The sequence below is a fragment of the Aureimonas sp. Leaf324 genome, assembly GCF_001423245.1.
Lineage (GTDB): Bacteria > Pseudomonadota > Alphaproteobacteria > Rhizobiales > Rhizobiaceae > Aureimonas.
Genome location: NZ_LMOH01000023.1, coordinates 273,402 through 292,036, shown reverse-complemented (window position 1 = coordinate 292,036; position 18,635 = coordinate 273,402). Strand labels below are relative to the sequence as shown.

Annotated in this window: 20 protein-coding genes; 7 read left to right on the top strand and 13 right to left on the bottom strand. The window is 68.4% G+C overall.

From position 1 onward, the window contains the following. Positions 1–30: 30 nt before the first annotated feature. Positions 31–1,815: a GGDEF domain-containing protein gene (locus ASF65_RS13640; RefSeq protein ID WP_055890167.1), complete on the top strand. Its 1,785-nt coding sequence runs from the start codon at positions 31–33 to the stop codon at positions 1,813–1,815. 27 nt (positions 1,816–1,842) lie between these two features. Here ASF65_RS13640 and ychF read toward each other — a convergent pair whose 3' ends face one another. The 8 genes from ychF to lgt all read right to left on the bottom strand — a co-directional run bounded on the left by ychF (position 1,843) and on the right by lgt (position 9,731). After that, positions 1,843–2,946, bottom strand: a complete 1,104-nt coding sequence (gene ychF, locus ASF65_RS13635; RefSeq protein WP_055890165.1) for a redox-regulated ATPase YchF — start codon at positions 2,944–2,946, stop codon at positions 1,843–1,845. Between the two features lie 68 nt (positions 2,947–3,014). Beyond that, positions 3,015–3,731, bottom strand: coding sequence for an aminoacyl-tRNA hydrolase (pth, locus tag ASF65_RS13630; RefSeq protein ID WP_055890164.1), 717 nt, complete (start codon positions 3,729–3,731; stop codon positions 3,015–3,017). Positions 3,732–3,821: 90 nt separating this feature from the next. After that, positions 3,822–4,484: a 50S ribosomal protein L25/general stress protein Ctc gene (locus tag ASF65_RS13625; RefSeq protein WP_055890161.1), complete on the bottom strand. Its 663-nt coding sequence runs from the start codon at positions 4,482–4,484 to the stop codon at positions 3,822–3,824. 174 nt (positions 4,485–4,658) lie between these two features. Continuing rightward, a complete protein-coding gene (locus tag ASF65_RS13620; protein ID WP_055890158.1) occupies positions 4,659–5,591 on the bottom strand; it encodes a ribose-phosphate pyrophosphokinase in 933 nt (310 codons plus the stop codon). Between the two features lie 144 nt (positions 5,592–5,735). Next, positions 5,736–6,887, bottom strand: a complete 1,152-nt coding sequence (locus ASF65_RS13615) for a Xaa-Pro peptidase family protein (RefSeq protein WP_055890156.1) — start codon at positions 6,885–6,887, stop codon at positions 5,736–5,738. Positions 6,888–6,900: 13 nt separating this feature from the next. Continuing rightward, positions 6,901–7,707 carry a peptidoglycan editing factor PgeF gene (gene pgeF, locus ASF65_RS13610; protein ID WP_055890153.1) on the bottom strand — a complete coding sequence of 269 codons (807 nt, stop codon included), beginning with the start codon at positions 7,705–7,707 and terminating at the stop codon, positions 6,901–6,903. A gap of 54 nt (positions 7,708–7,761) precedes the next feature. Next, positions 7,762–8,868: an SAM-dependent methyltransferase gene (locus ASF65_RS13605; RefSeq protein WP_055890152.1), complete on the bottom strand. Its 1,107-nt coding sequence runs from the start codon at positions 8,866–8,868 to the stop codon at positions 7,762–7,764. Continuing rightward, complete coding sequence (gene lgt / locus ASF65_RS13600) at positions 8,865–9,731, bottom strand: prolipoprotein diacylglyceryl transferase (RefSeq protein WP_055890150.1); 867 nt, start codon at positions 9,729–9,731, stop codon at positions 8,865–8,867. The genes ASF65_RS13605 and lgt overlap by 4 nt, the downstream gene beginning before the upstream one ends. A gap of 138 nt (positions 9,732–9,869) precedes the next feature. On the opposite strand from lgt, the gene ASF65_RS13595 reads away from it, so the two are divergent. From ASF65_RS13595 to ASF65_RS13580, 4 genes are all read left to right on the top strand, one after another. Beyond that, positions 9,870–10,142, top strand: coding sequence for an accessory factor UbiK family protein (locus ASF65_RS13595; protein ID WP_055890147.1), 273 nt, complete (start codon positions 9,870–9,872; stop codon positions 10,140–10,142). A 322-nt stretch (positions 10,143–10,464) separates the two neighbouring features. Further along, positions 10,465–10,965 (top strand): YbjN domain-containing protein, encoded by a 501-nt coding sequence (locus ASF65_RS13590; RefSeq protein ID WP_055890145.1) that lies wholly within the window; start codon positions 10,465–10,467, stop codon positions 10,963–10,965. After that, entirely contained in the window at positions 10,962–11,783 is an 822-nt protein-coding gene (proC, locus tag ASF65_RS13585) for a pyrroline-5-carboxylate reductase (protein ID WP_055890143.1), read from the top strand. Before ASF65_RS13590 ends, proC begins: the two co-directional genes overlap by 4 nt. Positions 11,784–11,787: 4 nt before the next feature. Then, positions 11,788–12,150, top strand: a complete 363-nt coding sequence (locus ASF65_RS13580) for a tRNA-binding protein (protein WP_055890142.1) — start codon at positions 11,788–11,790, stop codon at positions 12,148–12,150. A 173-nt stretch (positions 12,151–12,323) separates the two neighbouring features. On the opposite strand, the gene ASF65_RS13575 is transcribed toward ASF65_RS13580, so the two are convergent. The 3 genes from ASF65_RS13575 to ASF65_RS13565 all read right to left on the bottom strand — a co-directional run bounded on the left by ASF65_RS13575 (position 12,324) and on the right by ASF65_RS13565 (position 15,010). Further along, positions 12,324–13,574 carry an ATP-binding protein gene (locus tag ASF65_RS13575; RefSeq protein WP_244486700.1) on the bottom strand — a complete coding sequence of 417 codons (1,251 nt, stop codon included), beginning with the start codon at positions 13,572–13,574 and terminating at the stop codon, positions 12,324–12,326. A gap of 181 nt (positions 13,575–13,755) precedes the next feature. Further along, complete coding sequence (locus tag ASF65_RS13570; protein ID WP_055890140.1) at positions 13,756–14,472, bottom strand: response regulator transcription factor; 717 nt, start codon at positions 14,470–14,472, stop codon at positions 13,756–13,758. A 1-nt stretch (position 14,473) separates the two neighbouring features. Continuing rightward, entirely contained in the window at positions 14,474–15,010 is a 537-nt protein-coding gene (locus tag ASF65_RS13565) for a MarR family transcriptional regulator (protein ID WP_055890137.1), read from the bottom strand. A 268-nt stretch (positions 15,011–15,278) separates the two neighbouring features. Here ASF65_RS13565 and ASF65_RS13560 point away from each other — a divergent pair, with 268 nt between their 5' ends. Both ASF65_RS13560 and ASF65_RS13555 read left to right on the top strand, forming a co-directional pair. After that, positions 15,279–16,169, top strand: a complete 891-nt coding sequence (locus tag ASF65_RS13560; RefSeq protein WP_055890135.1) for a branched-chain amino acid aminotransferase — start codon at positions 15,279–15,281, stop codon at positions 16,167–16,169. A 106-nt stretch (positions 16,170–16,275) separates the two neighbouring features. Beyond that, entirely contained in the window at positions 16,276–16,914 is a 639-nt protein-coding gene (locus tag ASF65_RS13555; protein ID WP_055890133.1) for an MBL fold metallo-hydrolase, read from the top strand. A 6-nt stretch (positions 16,915–16,920) separates the two neighbouring features. On the opposite strand, the gene ASF65_RS13550 is transcribed toward ASF65_RS13555, so the two are convergent. Both ASF65_RS13550 and ASF65_RS13545 read right to left on the bottom strand, forming a co-directional pair. Beyond that, positions 16,921–17,835, bottom strand: a complete 915-nt coding sequence (locus ASF65_RS13550; RefSeq protein ID WP_055890131.1) for a hypothetical protein — start codon at positions 17,833–17,835, stop codon at positions 16,921–16,923. Between the two features lie 176 nt (positions 17,836–18,011). Then, entirely contained in the window at positions 18,012–18,227 is a 216-nt protein-coding gene (locus tag ASF65_RS13545; protein ID WP_055890128.1) for a cold-shock protein, read from the bottom strand. Positions 18,228–18,635: the final 408 nt, after the last annotated feature.

The following is an 18,635-nucleotide window of genomic DNA, read 5'->3' as shown; positions in this document are numbered from 1 at the left end:
CTAGGCTTTGCAGGTCTCAAGGGGATCGCGATGTTCCGGCTTCCGTCATTCGATCTCATCCGCATCAGCTCCATCATCGCCCTGTCCTCGAGCATGATCATCGGCTCGATCGCGCTCCGGGGCGTTCTGGACCAGAACCAGCGGGCAGGGGCCTCGCTGATCGAGCTGCAGCTGTTCGAACTCGCGACCGCCGCCGCCACCGCCATCACCAAGGAGCGCCGCCCGCTGGAGCTCGCCCTCGGTGAGGAGCCGGGCGAGGCCGACGCGGTGGCCAACGAACTGCGGGCGGCACGCGGCGACACCGACCGCGCCATCGATCGCTTCCGCATCGGGGCCGAGGCGACGACGCTGCGCGACAGCGTCAACTTCAAGTTCCTGACGGCGCTTTTGCGCGACGAGCGCCGCGGCGCCGACGCGCTTCTCGCGCTGCCCGTGAAGGACCGCCAGATCAGCCTTCAGCTGCGCGTGGCGCGCGGCATGTCGTCCATCTCGGAAACCTTCGTCCCCTTCGTCGACAAGACGGCGCAACGCGTCATCCAGGCCGACGAGAATCTGGCCGGCCGCGTCAACGTCGCACGCCTGCTCGGGGCGCTCTACGAGTCCGCGACCCGCCTTCCGTCCGAGGTGATGCCCGCGCTGAAATGGTCGGAGGTGATCCCGCCGGAGGCGGTGATGACCAGCCTGCGCGTCCAGCAGCGCATTCTCGCCCTCTGGGACGTCGGCGTTTCGCAGCTGGAGTTCGGCCCGGATTCGCCGCGCCTGCGGCAGGCGCACGAGGAGATCCACTCGGCCTATTTCGGCAAGGGCTTCCCGTTCCTCATCCGCGCGATCGAGACCTATTCGCGCCGCCCGCTGAACTCCACCGAACACGCCAAGCGCATCTCCGAGGTCTACGCGCCGACGACGCTGCCGATCCTTCGCATGCGCAATCTCTACGTCGACGCGATGATGGACGAGGCGGTCGAAATCCAGAAGTCGACCCTGATCCAGATGAAGCTCGTCGTGTCGCTGGCCGTCCTGATTCTGGTGATGACCGCGACGGCGGCTTGGGTCCTCTACCGCCAGATGCTGCGGCCGCTCTTCGGCGTGCGCGACCAGATCCTGGCGCTCTGCGAGCGCCGTCCGATCCGCCGCGATCGCTACGAGGGCTCGGTGCTGGCGGTGAAAAGCCTCTACAATGCGCTCGAGACCCTGGAAGCGCGCGACCGCCAGCGCATGGTGCTGGAGGAGGAACGCGCCGTCCTCGCCGAGAAATTGCGCACGCTGTCGGAAACCGACGAACTGACCGCACTGCCCAACCGGCGGGGCCTCTTCGTGCGTCTGGAGACATTCGGCGGCGGGGGGCGAAACTTCACCGCGATCCTCGGCGACATCGACCACTTCAAGGTCGTCAACGACACCCACGGCCATGGGGCCGGGGACGAGGTCTTGGCCGCGTTCTCGGGCCTCTTGCGACAAAGGGCGAACGCGGACGTCATCGCCGCCCGCTACGGCGGCGAGGAGTTCGCGATCGTCCTGCGATCCGAGCGGGCCGAGGATGCGCTGGCCTTTGCGGAGGCGCTGCGGGCCGAGATCGAGGGACTGGTGGTCGAGACCGGCGCCGGGCCGATCCGCATCACCGCAAGCTTCGGCCTTGCGAACGAGGCCGGCCCCGTCGCCTCGTGGCAGACGCTGTTCAGCGTTGCCGACAAGGCGCTCTACGAGGCCAAGGCCGCCGGCCGGAACCGGGTGCGCCTCAGCAACGCGACGATCGCGGCGCTCGCCAAGCCCGCTGTGGAGCCGAAGCCGGCGAAGAACCGGATCGCCGCGGCCTGAGACCGCGGCACGCCCGGGCGTCCAGCCTCAGACGTTGAACTTGAACAGCATGATGTCGCCGTCCTGGACGACGTATTCCTTGCCTTCGTCGCGCGCCTTGCCGGCTTCCTTGGCCGCGACTTCGCCGCCGAGGCCGACGAAATCGTCGTAGGCGATCGTCTGGGCCCGGATGAACCCCTTCTCGAAATCGGTGTGGATGACGCCGGCCGCCTGCGGCGCTCTGGCACCGCGCTTGACGGTCCAGGCACGCGTCTCCTTCGGGCCCACCGTGAAGTAGGTGATGAGGTCGAGAAGCGCGTAGCCCTCGCGGATCAGGCGGTCGAGGCCGGGCTCGTCGAGGCCCATGGCACCCATGTACTCACCGACCTCGTCTTCGCCGAGCTGTGCGATCTCCGCCTCGATCGCGGCCGAAATCACGACGCTGCGCGCGCCCTGGCGCTTGGCCATCTCGGCGACCGCGTCCGAATACCGGTTGCCGGTCGCCGCATCCGCTTCCGCCACGTTGCAGACGTAGAGGACGGGCTTGGAGGTCAGGAGGTTGAGGTTGCGCAGCTGCTGCCGGTCGTCGGCGTCGAGCGTCGACAGGAGCGTTCGCGCGGGCTCGCCGTTCTGCAGCTTGGCGAGCGCGGCTTCCATCACCGGCACCTGCGCCAGCGCTTCCTTGTCCTTCCCTTGAGCCTTCTTGCGCGCGGCGACGATGCGGCGCTCGAGGCTCTCGAGGTCGGACAGCATCAGCTCGGTCTCAACCGTCTCGGCGTCAGCGACCGGGTCGATGCGCCCCTCGACATGCGTGATGTCGTCGTCCTCGAAGCAGCGCAGGACGTGGACGATCGCATCGACCTCGCGGATGTTGGCGAGGAACTGGTTGCCGAGCCCTTCGCCCTTCGAGGCGCCGCGCACAAGGCCGGCGATGTCGACGAAGGTGATGCGGGTCGGAATGATCTGGGCCGACTTGCCGATCTTGGCGATGGGCGCCATCCGCTTGTCGGGCACGCCGACGTCGCCGGTGTTCGGCTCGATGGTGCAGAACGGATAGTTCGCCGCCTGCGCGGCGGCGGTCTTGGTCAGCGCGTTGAAGAGCGTGGACTTGCCGACATTGGGAAGTCCGACGATGCCGCAGCGAAAGCCCATGGTGGTTCTGCCTCAGGTCTGAAGGGGAGGGCGGGCCGCCGGACGGCGGGCCAGCCAGAAGAAAGGGATCAGTTCGGGTCGCCGCCGCCGAGCAGGCGTCGCAGCATGCCCGCCATCGGCCCGGTGGCCGCGCGGGTCTCGGTGGGGCGGGCCTGGCGCACGTGGCTTTCGCCCTTGGCCTTGCCGGCGCCGCCCTTGGCGCCCGCGGGCTCCTCCGAGCCGCCGGTGGCCAGCGTCACCTTGTTCATGAAGACGGCGTCCTCACCCGCGACCAGCGACGGCGCATTGCGCGCGACGGTCTCCAGCATCGGCTCCAGCCATTCGCGGTCGACCTTGGCGAAGTCGCCGAGGACATGCGGATTGACGCGCTCCTTCGAGCCGGGGTGCCCGATGCCGAGGCGGACGCGCCGGTACTCCTTGCCGAGATGCGCATCGATCGAGCGCAACCCGTTGTGCCCGCCGTGTCCGCCGCCGGTCTTCACGCGCACCTTGCCGGGCGGCAGGTCGAGTTCGTCGTGGAAGACCACGATGTCGGCGGGAGGGATCTTGTAGAAGGCGGCCGCTGCCTGCACCGAGCGACCGCTTTCGTTCATGAAGGTCAGCGGCTTCAGGAGGATCACCTTGCGGCCCGCGATCGAGCCCTCGGCGATCTCACCGTGAAACTTCTTCGACCAGGGGGAGAAGCCGCCCGCGCGGGCGATCTCGTCGACCGCCATGAAGCCGATATTGTGCCGGTTTCCGGCATATTGCGCGCCGGGATTGCCGAGGCCCACCATGATGAGCATGTGCCCGTCCTCCAGCGGTCCGGGGTCGAGAGAACCCGAACCCGCCCATCAGGGTGCGGCGGACGAAAGGCTCCGTCCGCCGCTTGTCGATCAGTTGCCGGTCTTCGGCTCGTCCTCGGCGGTCGCGTCGGTCTGCTCGATGACTTCCGTCTCCGGCGTCTCGGCGTCGAGCTCGTCGACTTCCTCGGCCATCGGCGGGACGATCGTGGCGATCACGAACTCTTCGTCCGTGGTCAGGCGCACGCCCTTCGGCAGCTTGAGGGCCGACGAGGAGACCGCGTCGCCGATCTCGAGACCGGTGAGGTCGACCGTGAAGCCCTCCGGGATCGCCTGCGCGGCGCAGACGACTTCGATGTCGTGGTGCACGACGTTGAGCGCGCCGTCCTGGGCCTTGATGCCCGGCGCGGCGTCTTCGTTCTCGAAATGCACGGGGATGCGGACCGTGACTTCCGTGCGGTCGGAGACGCGCAGGTAGTCGATGTGGGTCAGCGTGTCCCTGACGACGTCGAGCTGGTAGTCCTTCGGCAGGACCTTGATCTTTTGACCGCCGACGTCGATCGTGATGACCGTCGTCAGGAAGCCGCCGCCGTGCAGCTTGAGGAAGGTCTCCTTGTAGGGGACCGCGATCGGCAGGGGCTCCTGCTTGTCGCCGTAGATGACGGCGGGCACCATGCCGTTGCGGCGGATATGTCTGGCGGCCCCCTTGCCGACCTTCTCGCGCGCCTCGGCCTTGACCGTGTAGCTCTCGCTCATGGTTTCCATCCTTGTTTTGGTTCAGAGGTTGCCGCCCCGGCGCCGTGACGCCCGGAACGACGAAAAGCGGCCGTGAGGCCGCTTCACGCCCGCGCTGCCTCCAAGGGTGTCCGCGCGGGCGGGTTGGCTATAGCGGCGATCGGCTCGAGGTGCAAGGCGAGCGCCGGGCCCGGCTCAGTCGAAGAGCGAGGAGACCGACTGCTCGGTGGTGGTGCGCGAGATCGCCTCGCCGAGCAGCGTCGCGGTGTTGATCACGCGGATGTTGCGCGCCTCGCGGATCGCCTTGGTCGGCTCGATCGAATCGGTGATCACCAGCTCCTCGATCGAGGAGGCGGCGATGCGCGAGACCGCGCCGCCGGACAGGACGCCGTGGGTGATGTAGGCGCGCACGCCCTTGGCGCCCGCCGCCATCAGCGCGTCGGCCGCGTTGCACAAGGTGCCGCCGGAATCGATGATGTCGTCGATCAGGATGCAGTGCCGGTCCTTCACGTCGCCGATGATGTTCATCACCTCGGACTCGCCCGGCTTCTCGCGGCGCTTGTCGACGATGGCGAGCGGCGCATCGAGGCGCTTGGCGAGCGAGCGGGCGCGCACCACGCCGCCCACATCCGGCGAGACGACCATCACGCGGTCGGTCTCGAGGTGCTCCTTGATGTCGCGCGCCAGCAGCGGCACCGCGAAGAGGTTGTCGGTCGGGATGTCGAAGAAGCCCTGGATCTGCCCGGCATGGAGATCCATCGTCATCACGCGGTCGGCGCCGGCATGGGTGATGAGGTTGGCGACGAGCTTGGCCGAGATCGGCGTGCGGCCGCCGGCCTTCCGGTCCTGGCGGGCGTATCCGAAATAGGGGAGGACCGCGGTGATACGGCGGGCGGAAGCCCGGCGCAGCGCGTCCATGATGATCAGGAGCTCCATCAGGTGGTCGTTCGCCGGGTAGGACGTCGACTGGATGACGAAGCAGTCCTCGCCGCGCACGTTTTCCTGGATCTCGACGAAGATTTCCTGGTCGGCGAAGCGGCGCACGGAGGCGGCGCCGAGCGGCAGTTCCAGGTAGCGCCCGATCCCTTCGGCCAGAGTGCGGTTGGAGTTGCCGACAAAGAGTTTCATCGCTGACCGCTTTATCCGTCTACAGGGCTCGCCGGACCTCGGAAGGGAGGGGCCGGTCGCATGGGCGGGCTCTTAGCAAGCTGGTGGAAAGATTCAAGGTTGCACCGCGGGAAAGACCGCGGCGCGGTTAAGTCCTTGCCGCGATCAGCCGGTCGCCTTCAGCTCGATCGGCAGGCGCGACAGGCATTCCGGGGCGCCCTCGGTGGTGAGGTAGGTCTGCCCGAGGCACATCGCGGCGCCGCTGTCGGAATCCATGATGATCATGTGCGCGAACAGCGTCATGTTCGGCCGGATCGGTTCGGCATTGCCCGAGACGAACATCTGCGGGTCCATCCAGGACGGGGCGAAGCGCGCGCCGACCGAGTAGCCGCAGGCGGCGAGGCGATGGCGGGCGAGGTCGTGGGCCTCCATCACGCGGGCATGCGCGTCGAACACGTCGCCGAAGGTCTGGCCGGGGCGCATGGCCTCCTCGACGGCCTTCAACGCCTCGGCGCCGGCCGCGAACAGTTCCTCGTGCCGCATCAGCGGGCGGCCGACGATCACGGTGCGCATCAGCGGGGCGTGGTATTGCGCCTTGACGCCGGACCACTCGATCGTCAGCTGGTCCTGCGCCGACAGGGTGCGGCGGCCGGACTTGTAGCGGCAGAGGAGGGCGTCCTCGCCGGAGCCGAGGATGAACGGGTTGGCGGGGTAGTCGCCGCCCTTCAGGAGGATGTCACCCTGCAGCGCGTGGAGGAGCGCGCCCTCGTCGGCCCCCTCGCGCACCAGCGGCCACATCGCCTCGAACGCCTCGTCGCCGAGCCGCGCCGCCTCCCGCGCATAGGCGATCTCGGCTTCGCTCTTGATGACGCGCAGCGCGGGCACGAGGTCGGACGCGTCGGTGAGCGCGGCGAAGGATCCGAGCTTCTCCTCGACGAGCTTGCCGTTCGCCGCCGTCAGACCGTGCGTCGACCATTCGACGCCGACGCGGGCGCCGAGCAGCCCCATGTCGTCCATCATGTCGCGCAGTTCGATCGCCGGGTTGGCGCCGCCGCGATCGCGCCAGACGACGACCGTCTCGATGTTCGAGGTCGCGCGCGCCTGGCGCAGGTCCGCCGAGCGCGTGAGGAGGCGCATCTCGCCGTCCGCCTTCACCACGAGGCACTGGAAGAAGCAGAAGCCGAACGTATCGTAGCCCGTCAGCCAGAACATCGAGTCCTGCGCAAACAGCATCACGGCGTCGAGCTTGCGCTCCGCCATCTCGGCGGACAGGCGCGCGCGGCGGCGCTCGAATTCGTCGGGCGTGAAATGGAGCATGAAGCGCTTTCGTTCAGGCGAGGGCGATGGCGGAAAGCTGCCGACCGTAGTCGGTCTCCCCGCGATGGGTGGTCCGCCGGAAGGAGAAGAACGCATCCTCCTCGGCATAGGTGCAGCGTCCGACGAAACGGGCCGCGACGCCGATGCGCTCGAGGCGGGCGAGGATGAAGGCGGGCAGGTCGAACTGGCGCTTCTCCGGCGTCGCACCGGCCGCGAAGAAGCGCTCGTTGGCGGCATCCTCGCGCAGGAAGGTCTCGGCCATGTCGGCGCCGACCTCGTAGTTGGGCTGCGTGATGCAGGGGCCGAGCACCGCCTCGATCCGGTCGCGCCGCGCGCCGAGGCCCTCCATCGTCTCGACCGTGCGCTCGAGAACGCCGCCGACGGCCCCGCGCCAGCCGGCATGGGCCGCCGCGACGACGCCGCCGCGCGCGTCGGCAAAGAGGATCGGTCCGCAGTCGGCCGTCACAACGCCGACGGCAAGACCCCGCGTCGCCGTCACCACCGCATCCGCTTTCGGGCGCTCACCGCCGAACGGCTCGGTCGCGACCACCGCATCGGGCGAATGCGTCTGCCAGGGCGTCGCCAACTGCGTGCCTTCGAGCCCGAGAAAATGCACGGCGCGCCGCCGGTTCTCGTGCACCGCCTCGGCCTCGTCGTGCGAGCCGATCCCGGCGTTGAGGCCGCGATAGACCCCGGTCGAGACGCCGCCGGCCCGCGTGAAGAAGGCGTGGGCGAGCCGAGCGTCGGAGCCGAAGCGCGGGTCCTGGACGGTGTCGCGCGCGCGAAGGTGCGAGGCGGCGGAAAGGCGGTGATCGAGCATGGGATGCGGCTGTCCGTTATGGACCCTCATTCGTGGGGGAGGGGGTGGTCGAAGTCAATCGACGCGCGGTTGCACGAAGGGCGGCAGCGGCAGCGGGGCGGAGGCCGCGCCGAACACCTTGAACAGTGCACCCATCTCGCCTTGGCCCCTGCCGGCGAGGCGATGGACCGCCGCCGTGATCGCCGCACGGCCGGCCTCGTCGGCATGGGCGCCGAGCCGTCCCGCCCGCTCGGGCAGCCCCAGCGACAGGAGAAAGTCGCCCTGCGCCGCAAGGCCGAAGCGGAGCGTCGGCGCCGTGCCCGCCATGGCGCGGGCGACCTGCTCGAAGTCGACATGGCTGGTGATGTCGGCCGAGCCCGGCGCATCGAGCACCGCGGTCTTTTGGTGCCGGCGAAGCGCCTGCAGCGTGTCGCCGAACCCGGTTCGGGCGTGGCCGTAGTCGATCAAGAGCGCCGCGCCGCCCTCTTGCGCGAGCCGGCCGGCCAAGGCGGCGCACAGGGCGTCGCGCTCAGGCGAGACTTCGAACACCGCTCCCGCGGCGGGTTGGGGCAGGCGGGCGAGGGCCGCGGGCACGAGTGTCGTCGCAGGACCGTCGGCGAAGGCGAACCCGTCGCCGGCGGCGTCCACTAGCCGCTCGTGCCACGCGCCGCCGCGGAACACGAACTGGCGGATGGCGAGCGCATCGAGAAGCTCGTTGGCGACGAGGAGAAGCGGCCCGTCACCGTCCAGCTCCTCGATCTGCCGGACGCGCCGGACCGGCAGGTCGAAGCGCGCGAGCCGCTCGGCCTGGACGCCGGCCAGCCGATCGCTGACCTCGACCAGCCGGATACGCGCCGCTTTCAGAAAGGCCGGGTCGAACTGGCGCAGGGTGCGCAGCATGTCGGCCATCAAGGTGCCGCGCCCGGGGCCGGCTTCCGCGAAGGTGAAAGCGGCGGGACGGCCGAGACCGTCCCAGGCGGCAAAGGTCCAGGCGGCCAGAAGCTCGCCGAACATCTGGCTGATCTCGGGCGCGGTGGTGAAGTCCCCGGCCGTCCCGATCGGGTCGCGGCTGGTGTAGTAGCCCTCAGCGGGATCGAAGAGGCAGAGGTTCCAGAACCGGTCGAGCCGCATCGGGCCCGCCGCCTCGATCTCGGCGCGGATGCGCGCGGCGAGATCGCTCACGCCGCCGTGGTCTCGGCGACGCGGGGCTCGTAGGCACGGGGCTTGGCGGTCGTGATCGCCCAGAGCCCAACGAGCAGCATCGGCAGCGACAGCACCATGCCCATGGTCAGCCAGCCGGTGCCGAGGAGGTAGCCGAGCTGCACGTCGGGCATGCGGAAGAACTCGACGAAGATGCGCGCGCAGCCATAAAGCAGGATGAAGACTCCGCCGACGAGGCGCGGACGCCCGAGCGCACCGAAGCGGTGTGTCAGGACGCGCAGGATCAGGAAGAGGACGATGCCTTCCAGCGCCGCCTCGTAGAGCTGGCTCGGATGGCGCGGCTCGGGGCCCGCATGCGGGAACACCATCGCCCAGGGCACGGAGGTCGGCGCGCCCCAGAGCTCGCCGTTGATGAAGTTGGCGATGCGGCCGAAGAACAGCCCGAAGGGCACCGAGGCGGCCACGACGTCGATCAGACTGAACAGCGGCACCTTGTGCGAGCGGCAGAACAGGATCATCGCGATCGTCACGCCGATCAGGCCGCCATGGAACGACATGCCGCCCTCCCAGACGCGGAAGGCCGAGAGCGGGTCGGCGGCGACGCGGTCGAAGTCGTAGAACAGGATCGAGCCGATGCGCCCGCCCGCCACGATGCCGATCGTGATCCAGACGATGAAGTCGTCGATGTCGGTCTTGGTGATCGGCGAGACGCCGTTCGGCCAGAGCCGCGGCGTGCCGACGAGGTGGCGCCCGTAGAGCCAGCCGCACAGGATGCCGGCGACGTAGGCGAGCCCATACCAGCGCAGCGCGATGGGGCCGATCTGCAGGAAGACCGGGTCGATCTGGGGATAGGCGAGGACGCCGAGAACGGCGGAGGCTGTCATGGCGGGGGCTCCTCGGGGCTCGGCACGTCGGGCGGGGATGTGCGCCGGGCAGGCGGCGGGGTCAAGCCGCTCCATTGCCAAGGCGGAGCCGAGCGCCTACCTCCGAGGGCGCGCTAGCCGCTTTCAAGGAGCGAACCGATGAACGACCGAGGCCCCAACCGCATGCTCGACGAGTTCGCCCGCATGATGACCGACGCGGCCGGCGCGGCGCAGGGCGTGCGCCGCGAGATGGAGACGGTGTTCCGCTCCCAGGGCGAGCGCTTCATCAACTCGATGGACCTCGTGCAGCGCGAGGAGTTCGAGGCCGTGCGCGAGATGGCGACCCGGGCACGCGTCGAGAACGAAGCTCTGAAAAAGCGCGTCGCCGACCTCGAGGCCCGTTTGTCCGGGGCTTCCACGACGACGCCGTAAGGCTTTTCCACAGGCCGTGCACAGGTTTGTCACGGGTCTGCCGTGACCGTGCGGAATCGGAAAAGCGTGAGCGCTGAATCGCTTAACGCCCGGGGTGCAGGCCGCGGGTTCCGACCCGCTCCCGACGAACCTTAAAATACCGTTTCCGCCTCTGGAATCGCGAGTCCGCGTCGATACACTGAAATCAACGGTGATTCGCCACGGCGGCGGCTTTCCGGGAGGCGCGGAAGCCAGGGTCTTACGAGGAATTCGACCCTTGACGACGGGGTGCGTGCGGCGCCCCGGCGGTCCCGCGTCCGATGCGGCACGGGGATCAAACGACATGCAACTCGGCGAACTCGACGTCAGGCGACTCTCGCATCCGGTGGATGTGATCGAGACCGTCGCCTCGCGTCATGACTGGTCCTTCGAACGCCCCTGCGACGACGAGATCGCGGTCTCGGTGCAGGGCGCCTGGACCGACTATTCAGTCTCGTTCTCCTGGATGGAGGCCTCCGAGGCGCTGCATCTCGGCTGCGCGTTCACCCTCAAGGTTCCGGCCCGGCGGCAGGTCGAGGTGCTGCGGCTCCTGTCGCGTATCAACGAGGGGATGCTGGTCGGCCACTTCGATCTCTGGGCGTCCGAGGGCGCGGTGATGTTCCGCCACGCGATCCTCCTGTCGGGCGGCGTACAGCCGACGAGCCAGCAGGCCGAGCGCCTCCTGTCGGCGGCGCTGGAGGCGTGCGAGCGCTATTATCAGGCCTTCCAGTTCGTGGTCTGGGCGGAGAAAACCGCCGACGAGGCGCTGGCCTGCGCCGTGTTCGACACGGTCGGCAACGCATGAGCGCGGGCATCGCGCCGGTCGGCCGGCTTCTGCTGCTCGGCGGCGGCAACATGGGCGGCGCGATGCTGCGCGGCTGGATCGCGGGCGGGCTCGACCCGGCCTCGGTCACCATCCTCGACCCCCATCCGTCGCCGGCGCTCAATGCGCTGTTCGACCAGGGCGTGCGCCATGCTGCCACCGCCCCGGACGAGCCGCAGGACGTTGTGATCCTCGCGGTCAAGCCACAGGTGCTGGCCGAAGCGGTCGCGCCGCTGCGCGCGAGCCTGAAGGACGAAACGCTGGTGATCTCGGTCGCGGCCGGGCGCACCATCGCCTTCATCGAGGAGAAGCTCGGCACGCGGCCGGTGGTGCGCGCGATGCCCAACACGCCCGCCCTGATCGGCCGCGGCATCACGGGCGCCTACGCCAACGAGCGCGTGACGCCGGGCCTGAGGGTGACGGCGACCGACCTCCTCCAGGCATGCGGTCCGGTGGAGTGGGTTCGAAGCGAGGACGACATCGACCGCGTGACGGCCGTGTCCGGCAGCGGCCCGGCCTATGTCTTCCTCCTGGCCGAGGCGCTGGCGGAAGCGGGCGTGAAGGCCGGCCTCGATCCCGAACTCGCGATGCGTCTTGCGCGCCATACCGTGGCGGGCGCGGGCGAGCTGATGATCCGGTCCGACGATCCGCCGTCGCAACTGCGCCGCAACGTCACCTCGCCAAAGGGCACGACGGAGGCGGCGCTCGGCGTCCTGATGGCGGAGGACGGTCTTAAGCCTCTGATGACCAAGGCCGTTGCCGCCGCGCGCGACCGCGCGATCGAACTGTCCAAGGGCTGAACGAATGAGTGCCGAGACCGCGGGCGTCGCGCCGCAGATCACCTTCGACGACTTCATGAAGGTCGATATCCGGGTCGGGACGATCGTCTCGGCCGAGCCGTTCCCGGAAGCGCGCAAGCCCGCCTTCCGCCTCGTCATCGATTTCGGGCCGGAGATCGGCCAGAAGAAGTCGTCGGCGCAGATCACCGTGCGCCACTCGCTGGACGAGCTGGTCGGGCGGCAGGTGATGGCGGTGGTCAACTTCCCGCCGCGCCAGATCGGCCCGATGCGTTCGGAGGTGCTGACGCTCGGCTTCCCCGACGAGGCCGGCAACGTGGTGCTCGCGGCGCTGAGCCACGCGGTGCCGAACGGCGGGCGCCTCTACTAGAGCGCTTTCCAGCCGGATCGAACGGTCGTGATCGTCCTTCGGACACCCGCTGTTCGGCAGGGCGCTTTCGCCCCGTGCCAGCGTTGCTCGTCGGTCACGATGCGACGGCTTCGCTCCTCGCCACGAAGCGAAATCACCTCCGTGACGACCATCCCGTCCGGTCGGAACACGCTCTAGGCCGGAATTCGGACCAGCGCCTTCAGCCCGCCGAGCGAGGATTCCGACAGGAGGATGTCGCCGCCATGGCTGCGGGCGACGTCGCGCGCGATGGCAAGCCCGAGGCCCGTGCCGCCCGCGTCGATGTTGCGGGCCTCGTCCAGCCGGACGAACGGCTTGAAGACGTCCTCGCGCTGCGTCGGCTCGATGCCGGGACCATCGTCTTCCACGGAGACCGACAGCCAGCGGTCGTCGTGACGGGCGCTGAGGCGCACGGCGTTGCCGTGGCGCAGCGCGTTGGCGACGAGATTTCCGAGGCAGCGCACGAAGGCATCGGGCCGCACCGAGATGCGCGGATCGCCGACGAGATCGGTCTCGAGGCTCCGCCCTTTCAGCGACGCCTCGCTCTCGAAACGGGCGAAGACGCGCTCGAGGTCGAGCTCGCCGACCTCCTCCCCGCCCTCGCCCTTGGCGAAGGCGAGATAGCCTTCCAGCATCCGGCCCATCTCGTCGACGTCCTGCTCGAGCTCCTGTCGGTCCTCGTTCTCCTCCAGGAGAGCCAGCTGCAGGCGGAAGCGGGTGAGGACCGTGCGCAGGTCGTGGCTGACGCCGTTCAGCATCTGCGTGCGCTGCTCGATCTGGCGCTCGATGCGGTCGCGCATCTGGATGAAGGCGAGCGAGGCGCGCCGCACCTCCGATGCGCCGCGCACGCGGAAATCGGGCGGCATCGGCTGGCCGCGGCCGAAGCCCTCGGCCGCCTGCGCGAGCTTCTGGATCGGGCGAATCTGGTTGCGCAGGAACAGGATCGCGATCAGGATCAGCACCAGCGACGTGCCGACCATCCAGAGCAGGAAGATGTGGCTGTTGGAGGCGTAGGCCGAATTGCGGGGCGCGAAGATGCGCAGCATGTGGTCCGGCAACTGGATTCGGATTTCGACGATCCGGGACTCGCCGAGCGTGTCGATCCAGAAGGGCCGATTGATCTGCCGGGTGATCTCCTCCGACAGGATGCCGTCGAGAATGTTGAAGAAGGGCTTGGGCGCCGGGGCGGGCAGGGGCTCGGGCGGCAGCACGAGGACGTTCAGCGCCAGGCGCTCGCGCGCGATGCGCGTCACCTCGGCATACTCGCCCGCCGGGTCGGGATAGGTCTGGATCATGTCGATCACGGCCGAGATGTCCTGCACCACCGAGGCCGAAAGGCGCTGCGTCACCGTCTGCCAGTGGCGCTCCATGAAGACGAAGGCGACCACCGACTGGAGCAGCACCATCGGCGCGATGATGATGATCAGCGACCGGGCGTAGAGGCCCTTGGGCGTGCGACGCGAGACGAAGCGCCGAACCTGCCGCGACAGGCCGCGCAGCGACGCGCCCCAGCCCCGCCGCGGCGGCGGCCGCTTCGGTCCGGTCTCGCTGCCCGCCTCGGCGATCACCGAGGCGTCGATGACGCGTTCAATCGACATTCAGCCGGTAACCGATCCCGCGAACCGTCTGGAGCCACAGCGGATTGGCGGGATCGCTTTCGATCTTGCGGCGCAGGCGGTTGATCTGCACGTCCACCGTACGCTCGCCGACCTCGGTATCGTTGGTGAGGAGATCCTGGCGGGGAATGGTGTCGCCCGCCTTCTGCGCGAACTGCGTCATGATCTCCTGTTCGCGCTCGGTCAGGCGGATCACCTCGGGCCCCCGTCGCAACTCCTTGCGCGACAGCGAGAACGAGAACGGCCCGAAACGGACGTGCTCGACCTTCTGCACCGGCGTCGTGCCGCCGCGCTTCAGGATATTGTTGATGCGCAGGAGAAGCTCGCGCGGATCGAAAGGCTTGGAGAGATAGTCGTCGGCCCCGGCCTCGAGGCCGAGGATGCGGTCGTCGGTTTCCGAGCGGGCGGTGAGCATCAGGATCGGAATGTCGCGATGGGGCGAGACGGACCGCACGAGGTCGAGTCCGCTCTCGCCCGGCATCATCACGTCGACGATCATTAGGTCGAACTCGAGGCCCTGGAGGATGCGGCGCGCTTCGGCCGCGTCGGAGGCGACCGAGACGCGGAAGCGGCGCTCCGACAGGAAGCGCGACAGGAGGCCGCGGATGCGCCGGTCGTCGTCGATGATCAGGAGATGCGGGGCATCGTCCATCGATTCGTCGGTCGCATGGTCCTCGGCGAGCGTCATGTCAGCGATTCTCCCTTCCGATGCCCTTGCGCGCGAACCAGTCCCGCGTCGCCTTCCGGTCGGCGCCCATCTCCAGGAGAAAGTCGTTCACGAGGCCCGGATCGTCCAGTGCGGCCGCGCGAAAGGCGGCGTCGATCCGCCGTCCCTGCGCGCGGGACAGTTCGAGCGTCAGATCGCGGCCTTTCTGCGTCGGATAGAGCCGGCGCTGGCGCCGGTCGTCGGTTCCCTGCACCTGCGCGATGAAGCCGTCGTCGATCAGCTGGCGCAGGACGCGCGACAGGGATTGCTTGGTGATCTCCAGAAGGTCCAGGATCTCGGCGATGGTCATGCCGGGGTCTCGGTTGACGAAATGCAGGATGCGGTGATGCGCCCGCCCGAACCCGTAGCGCTCCAGGATCGAGTCGGCGTCGCCCGTGAATTCGCGATAGGCGAAGAAGAACAGCTCGATCAGCCGGAAGTCGAGTTCGCCGCGCGTGGGCAGCGCGTCCTCGACGATCGCATCGTCCGGGGCTGGGGCATCGGCCAAGGGCAGGTCCATCGGAATAGGTCAGCAGTGTTGACGTATCTACCGCCCATTGTTACACCTGCGCAAGCGCTCGCAAACAGCGATCGCGTTTCGAAAGGCTCGGCAGACGCCCGCACGAGCGGCGTGCGCGGGGCCTGCCGCAATTTCATCCCATGAGCGCCGCATCCTTGCCGGGACCGACGGTCATGCCACCGCGCCCGGGCGGTCGGGAGGGTCGACGCATCGCCGGGTCGATGCGTGAACGAGACAGGAAAGGGCGCCTTCGGCGCGGTCCCACAAGATGAGCAGCGTTCCCTTCGACCAACTCGACGGCCAGATCTGGTACAACGGCGAATTCGTGCCCTGGAAGGATGCCAAGGTCCACGTGCTGACGCACGGCCTGCACTATGCCAGCGCCGTGTTCGAGGGCGAGCGCGCCTATGGCGGCGAGATCTTCAAGCTGCGCGAGCACACCGAACGCCTGATCGAGTCGGGACGCATCCTCGGCTTCGAGATCCCCTACAGCGCCGAGGCGATCGACGCGGCCTGCAGCGAGCTCCTGCGCCGCCAAGGCTTCCGCGACGCCTATGTCCGCCCGATCGCCTGGCGCGGCTCGGAATCGATGGGCGTCTCGGCGCAGAAGAACACCATCAACCTCGCCATCGCGATCTGGCAGTGGCCGAGCTACTTCGACCCCGAGCAGCGGATGAAGGGCATCCGCCTCGATCTTGCCGAGTACCGCCGGCCGGACCCGAAGACCGCCCCGTCGCGCGCCAAGGCCGCCGGCCTTTACATGATCTGCACGATCTCCAAGCACGCGGCCGAGGCCAAGGGTTACGCCGACGCGCTGATGCTCGACTGGCGCGGCCGGGTCGCCGAGGCGACGGGCGCCAACGTCTTCTTCGTCCAGGACGGCGTGATCCATACGCCCGATCCGGACTGCTTCCTCGACGGCATCACGCGCCGCACGGTGATCGATCTCGCCAAGCGCCGCGGCTACGAGGTGCAAGTTCGCGCGATCATGCCGGAAGAGCTCGAGGGCTTCACCGAGTGCTTTCTGTGCGGCACCGCCGCCGAGGTGACGCCGGTGGCCGAGATCGGCCCCTATCGTTTCATGCCGGGCGAGGTGACGCGCCGTCTGGTCGAGGACTACGCCGCCGAAGTGCAGCCGAAGCGCCTCGCGGCCGAATAAAGGGTCCCGCCATCAGACCACCGCAAGGGCTCGCCGCAGGGCGGGCCCTTTTCTTTTCGAGGTCGCGGATCATCATCCCTCGACCCGCCGTCTCAGGATTCGCTTCATGAGCCTTGCCGCCGAGATCGTCCCCGTCACCCCGTTCCAGCAGAACTGTTGCATCCTCTTCGACGACGGGGACAAGTCGGCCGTCGTGGTGGACCCCGGCGGCGACGTCGAGCGGATTGAGGCGGCGGTCAAACGGCTCGGCGTGACGGTTCAGGCCATCTGGATCACCCATGGCCATATCGACCATGCCGGCGGTGCGATGGACCTGAAGGACGCGCTGGGGGTCGAGATCGTCGGCCCGCACCGCGCGGACGAAATGCTGCTCGGTCGGCTGGAGGATCAGGCTCGCATGTTCGGGCTGCCGGGGACGTTCCGCAACTGCACGCCGGACCGCTGGCTCGACGAAGGCGAGGCGCTGACGCTCGGGTCTCACCGTTTCGAGGTCATCCACGCGCCGGGCCATTCGCCCGGCCACGTCGTCTTCTTCCAGCGCGAGGCCCGGTTCCTACACGCGGGCGACGTGCTCTTTGCCGGCTCGATCGGGCGCACCGACCTGCCGGGCGGCGATCACGACCAGCTTCTCGCCACCATCCGCGTCAAGATCCTGCCGCTCGGCGACGAGGTCGGCTTCATCTGCGGCCACGGGCCCGGAAGTCGGCTCGGCGTCGAGCGCCGCACCAATCCGTTCCTGCGCTGACGTCGTTCAGGGCTCGCTGGTGCAGAAGCGTCGCTGGCCCGCCTCGTTGGTGTAGGTGCCGAGCGAGGCGTCGAAGTTCGGATGGTGCGCCACGCAGTCGCGCAGCCATTCGGCCGACCACGGCTCCAGAACCGCGCCCGCCGGGGTTGAGGCTTCCACAGCGCCACCGGTCGCCGGTGCGGCGACCGCCGCGCGGCGCGAGGCCGGCGGATCGACCGGGCGCTCGATCGCTTCGGGATCAGGGAACACCGTCACCGCGCGCTCCTCCGGCGGCAGTTCGGCAAACGGCGTCGGCGCGTTCTCGTCCGCCTCGGAGGCGGACGGCAGGTCGCGCCCCCTGCGGAAGTCCGGAGCGATGCGGATGATCTTGGCGGTCCCGACATGCGCGACGGCCAGACCGTCCTTGCCGTAGGGTTGGCGGTCGAGGCGATCGGCATGGACGTTCAGGATCTTCGGACCACCGCCGAGACCGCCGTAACGCACCGAGGGCAGAGCGGTCGCATCCGTCGGCAGGCCGACGACGATCACGGACGAGTTCGCGGTTCCCGCAGTCCCGTAGAAGCTGCCACGCTCGATGGCCCCGCCGTAGGTGCTCACATCGACGAAGGAGCCGATCCGGCGGTAGCGGCTGCCCTCGTTCCAGCGTTGGTCGCCTCGACGATAGAGGTCGTCGCCGACGTGATGAACGGAACCGTGGCGCCCGCCGCGGACGGCCTCGCCGCGAGTGTAGCGGTCGTATTCCTCGGCGGTGGACCGCTCGTACCGGGCGTGGCCGCTGACGGCGGGCGCGATGCTGGTATCGTTGCTGCCGCGGGCGACCGCCGGGTAGCGATCGAGCGTCAGCCCGCCGTCGAGGGCCGACGCGGCCTCGGGCGCGTTGACGGCGAGGGCTGCGGCGAGCGCCTGGAGAATCCGCTTCATCTGACGTCCTGCCTCGTTAATCCTCCATTAAGGATTGTGTGAGGGGGCTTCCAAGTCAAACGTGCGGGGGGAATGAGTTAAAACGGAGTTAACACGCAAAACGGCCCGCCGAGGTGCGGCGGGCCGTTTCAGAATGGGAAGGGCAGCCGGACGAGCCGGGCCGCGGGTGGGCAGGCTCAGTCGGCCGCCTCGAGGTTCACGGCCTTGGGGCCCTTGCCGCGCTTGTCCGGCTCGGTCTCATAGGAGACCTTCTGGTTCTCGACCAGACCCGGCAGGCCCGAAGCCTGAACCGCGGAGATGTGGACGAAGATGTCGGCGCCACCGTTGTCGGGCTTGATGAAACCAAAGCCCTTCTCGGTGTTGAAGAACTTGACCGTGCCGGTCTGAGACATGTCGTATACCCTTTTCCTTGGGCTATGTATGGTCCCCTTACGGGGTTTGCAGGCAAGTCTTGATGCGAGGAAAAGGAACAGATACATCGCGGCCCGCTTTCACGGCCCACTCGAGGGATGCGCCCCCGATACGCAATTCGTCCATCACCCGAGTTCGCGAAATTGCCCGAACAAGAAAAGTGTGCAAGCACTCGCTTGACTTTGCAAGCGAAAGTTTCAGCCGCCCCGTTCCTGTCCGCCGCCCGTGTCCATTTGGTCTGCTTTGTGACGCCCAAGTGGAGATAGATCGTTAGACTGACCAAATGGTCAGCGCCTCGGTTTCGCCCCGCCGCCGACGCGGCGACGCCCCCTTTTCGGTGGGGCGGCGGACCCTTGGCCGGGTCACGAAAACCGCCGGAACGATCGCGG

Excerpts from the sequence above, each read along its gene's own strand:
- ASF65_RS13640 (WP_055890167.1), top strand. The coding sequence starts at position 31 with ATGTTCCGGCTTCCGTCATTCGATCTCATCCGCATCAGCTCCATCATC.
- ychF (WP_055890165.1), bottom strand. The coding sequence starts at position 2,946 with ATGGGCTTTCGCTGCGGCATCGTCGGACTTCCCAATGTCGGCAAGTCC.
- pth (WP_055890164.1), bottom strand. The coding sequence starts at position 3,731 with ATGCTCATCATGGTGGGCCTCGGCAATCCCGGCGCGCAATATGCCGGA.
- ASF65_RS13625 (WP_055890161.1), bottom strand. The coding sequence starts at position 4,484 with ATGAGCGAGAGCTACACGGTCAAGGCCGAGGCGCGCGAGAAGGTCGGC.
- ASF65_RS13620 (WP_055890158.1), bottom strand. The coding sequence starts at position 5,591 with ATGAAACTCTTTGTCGGCAACTCCAACCGCACTCTGGCCGAAGGGATC.
- ASF65_RS13615 (WP_055890156.1), bottom strand. The coding sequence starts at position 6,887 with ATGCTCCATTTCACGCCCGACGAATTCGAGCGCCGCCGCGCGCGCCTG.
- pgeF (WP_055890153.1), bottom strand. The coding sequence starts at position 7,707 with ATGCTCGATCACCGCCTTTCCGCCGCCTCGCACCTTCGCGCGCGCGAC.
- lgt (WP_055890150.1), bottom strand. The coding sequence starts at position 9,731 with ATGACAGCCTCCGCCGTTCTCGGCGTCCTCGCCTATCCCCAGATCGAC.
- ASF65_RS13595 (WP_055890147.1), top strand. The coding sequence starts at position 9,870 with ATGAACGACCGAGGCCCCAACCGCATGCTCGACGAGTTCGCCCGCATG.
- ASF65_RS13590 (WP_055890145.1), top strand. The coding sequence starts at position 10,465 with ATGCAACTCGGCGAACTCGACGTCAGGCGACTCTCGCATCCGGTGGAT.
- proC (WP_055890143.1), top strand. The coding sequence starts at position 10,962 with ATGAGCGCGGGCATCGCGCCGGTCGGCCGGCTTCTGCTGCTCGGCGGC.
- ASF65_RS13580 (WP_055890142.1), top strand. The coding sequence starts at position 11,788 with ATGAGTGCCGAGACCGCGGGCGTCGCGCCGCAGATCACCTTCGACGAC.
- ASF65_RS13575 (WP_244486700.1), bottom strand. The coding sequence starts at position 13,574 with ATGGTGCTGCTCCAGTCGGTGGTCGCCTTCGTCTTCATGGAGCGCCAC.
- ASF65_RS13570 (WP_055890140.1), bottom strand. The coding sequence starts at position 14,472 with ATGACGCTCGCCGAGGACCATGCGACCGACGAATCGATGGACGATGCC.
- ASF65_RS13565 (WP_055890137.1), bottom strand. The coding sequence starts at position 15,010 with ATGGACCTGCCCTTGGCCGATGCCCCAGCCCCGGACGATGCGATCGTC.
- ASF65_RS13560 (WP_055890135.1), top strand. The coding sequence starts at position 15,279 with ATGAGCAGCGTTCCCTTCGACCAACTCGACGGCCAGATCTGGTACAAC.
- ASF65_RS13555 (WP_055890133.1), top strand. The coding sequence starts at position 16,276 with ATGAGCCTTGCCGCCGAGATCGTCCCCGTCACCCCGTTCCAGCAGAAC.
- ASF65_RS13550 (WP_055890131.1), bottom strand. The coding sequence starts at position 17,835 with ATGAAGCGGATTCTCCAGGCGCTCGCCGCAGCCCTCGCCGTCAACGCG.
- ASF65_RS13545 (WP_055890128.1), bottom strand. The coding sequence starts at position 18,227 with ATGTCTCAGACCGGCACGGTCAAGTTCTTCAACACCGAGAAGGGCTTT.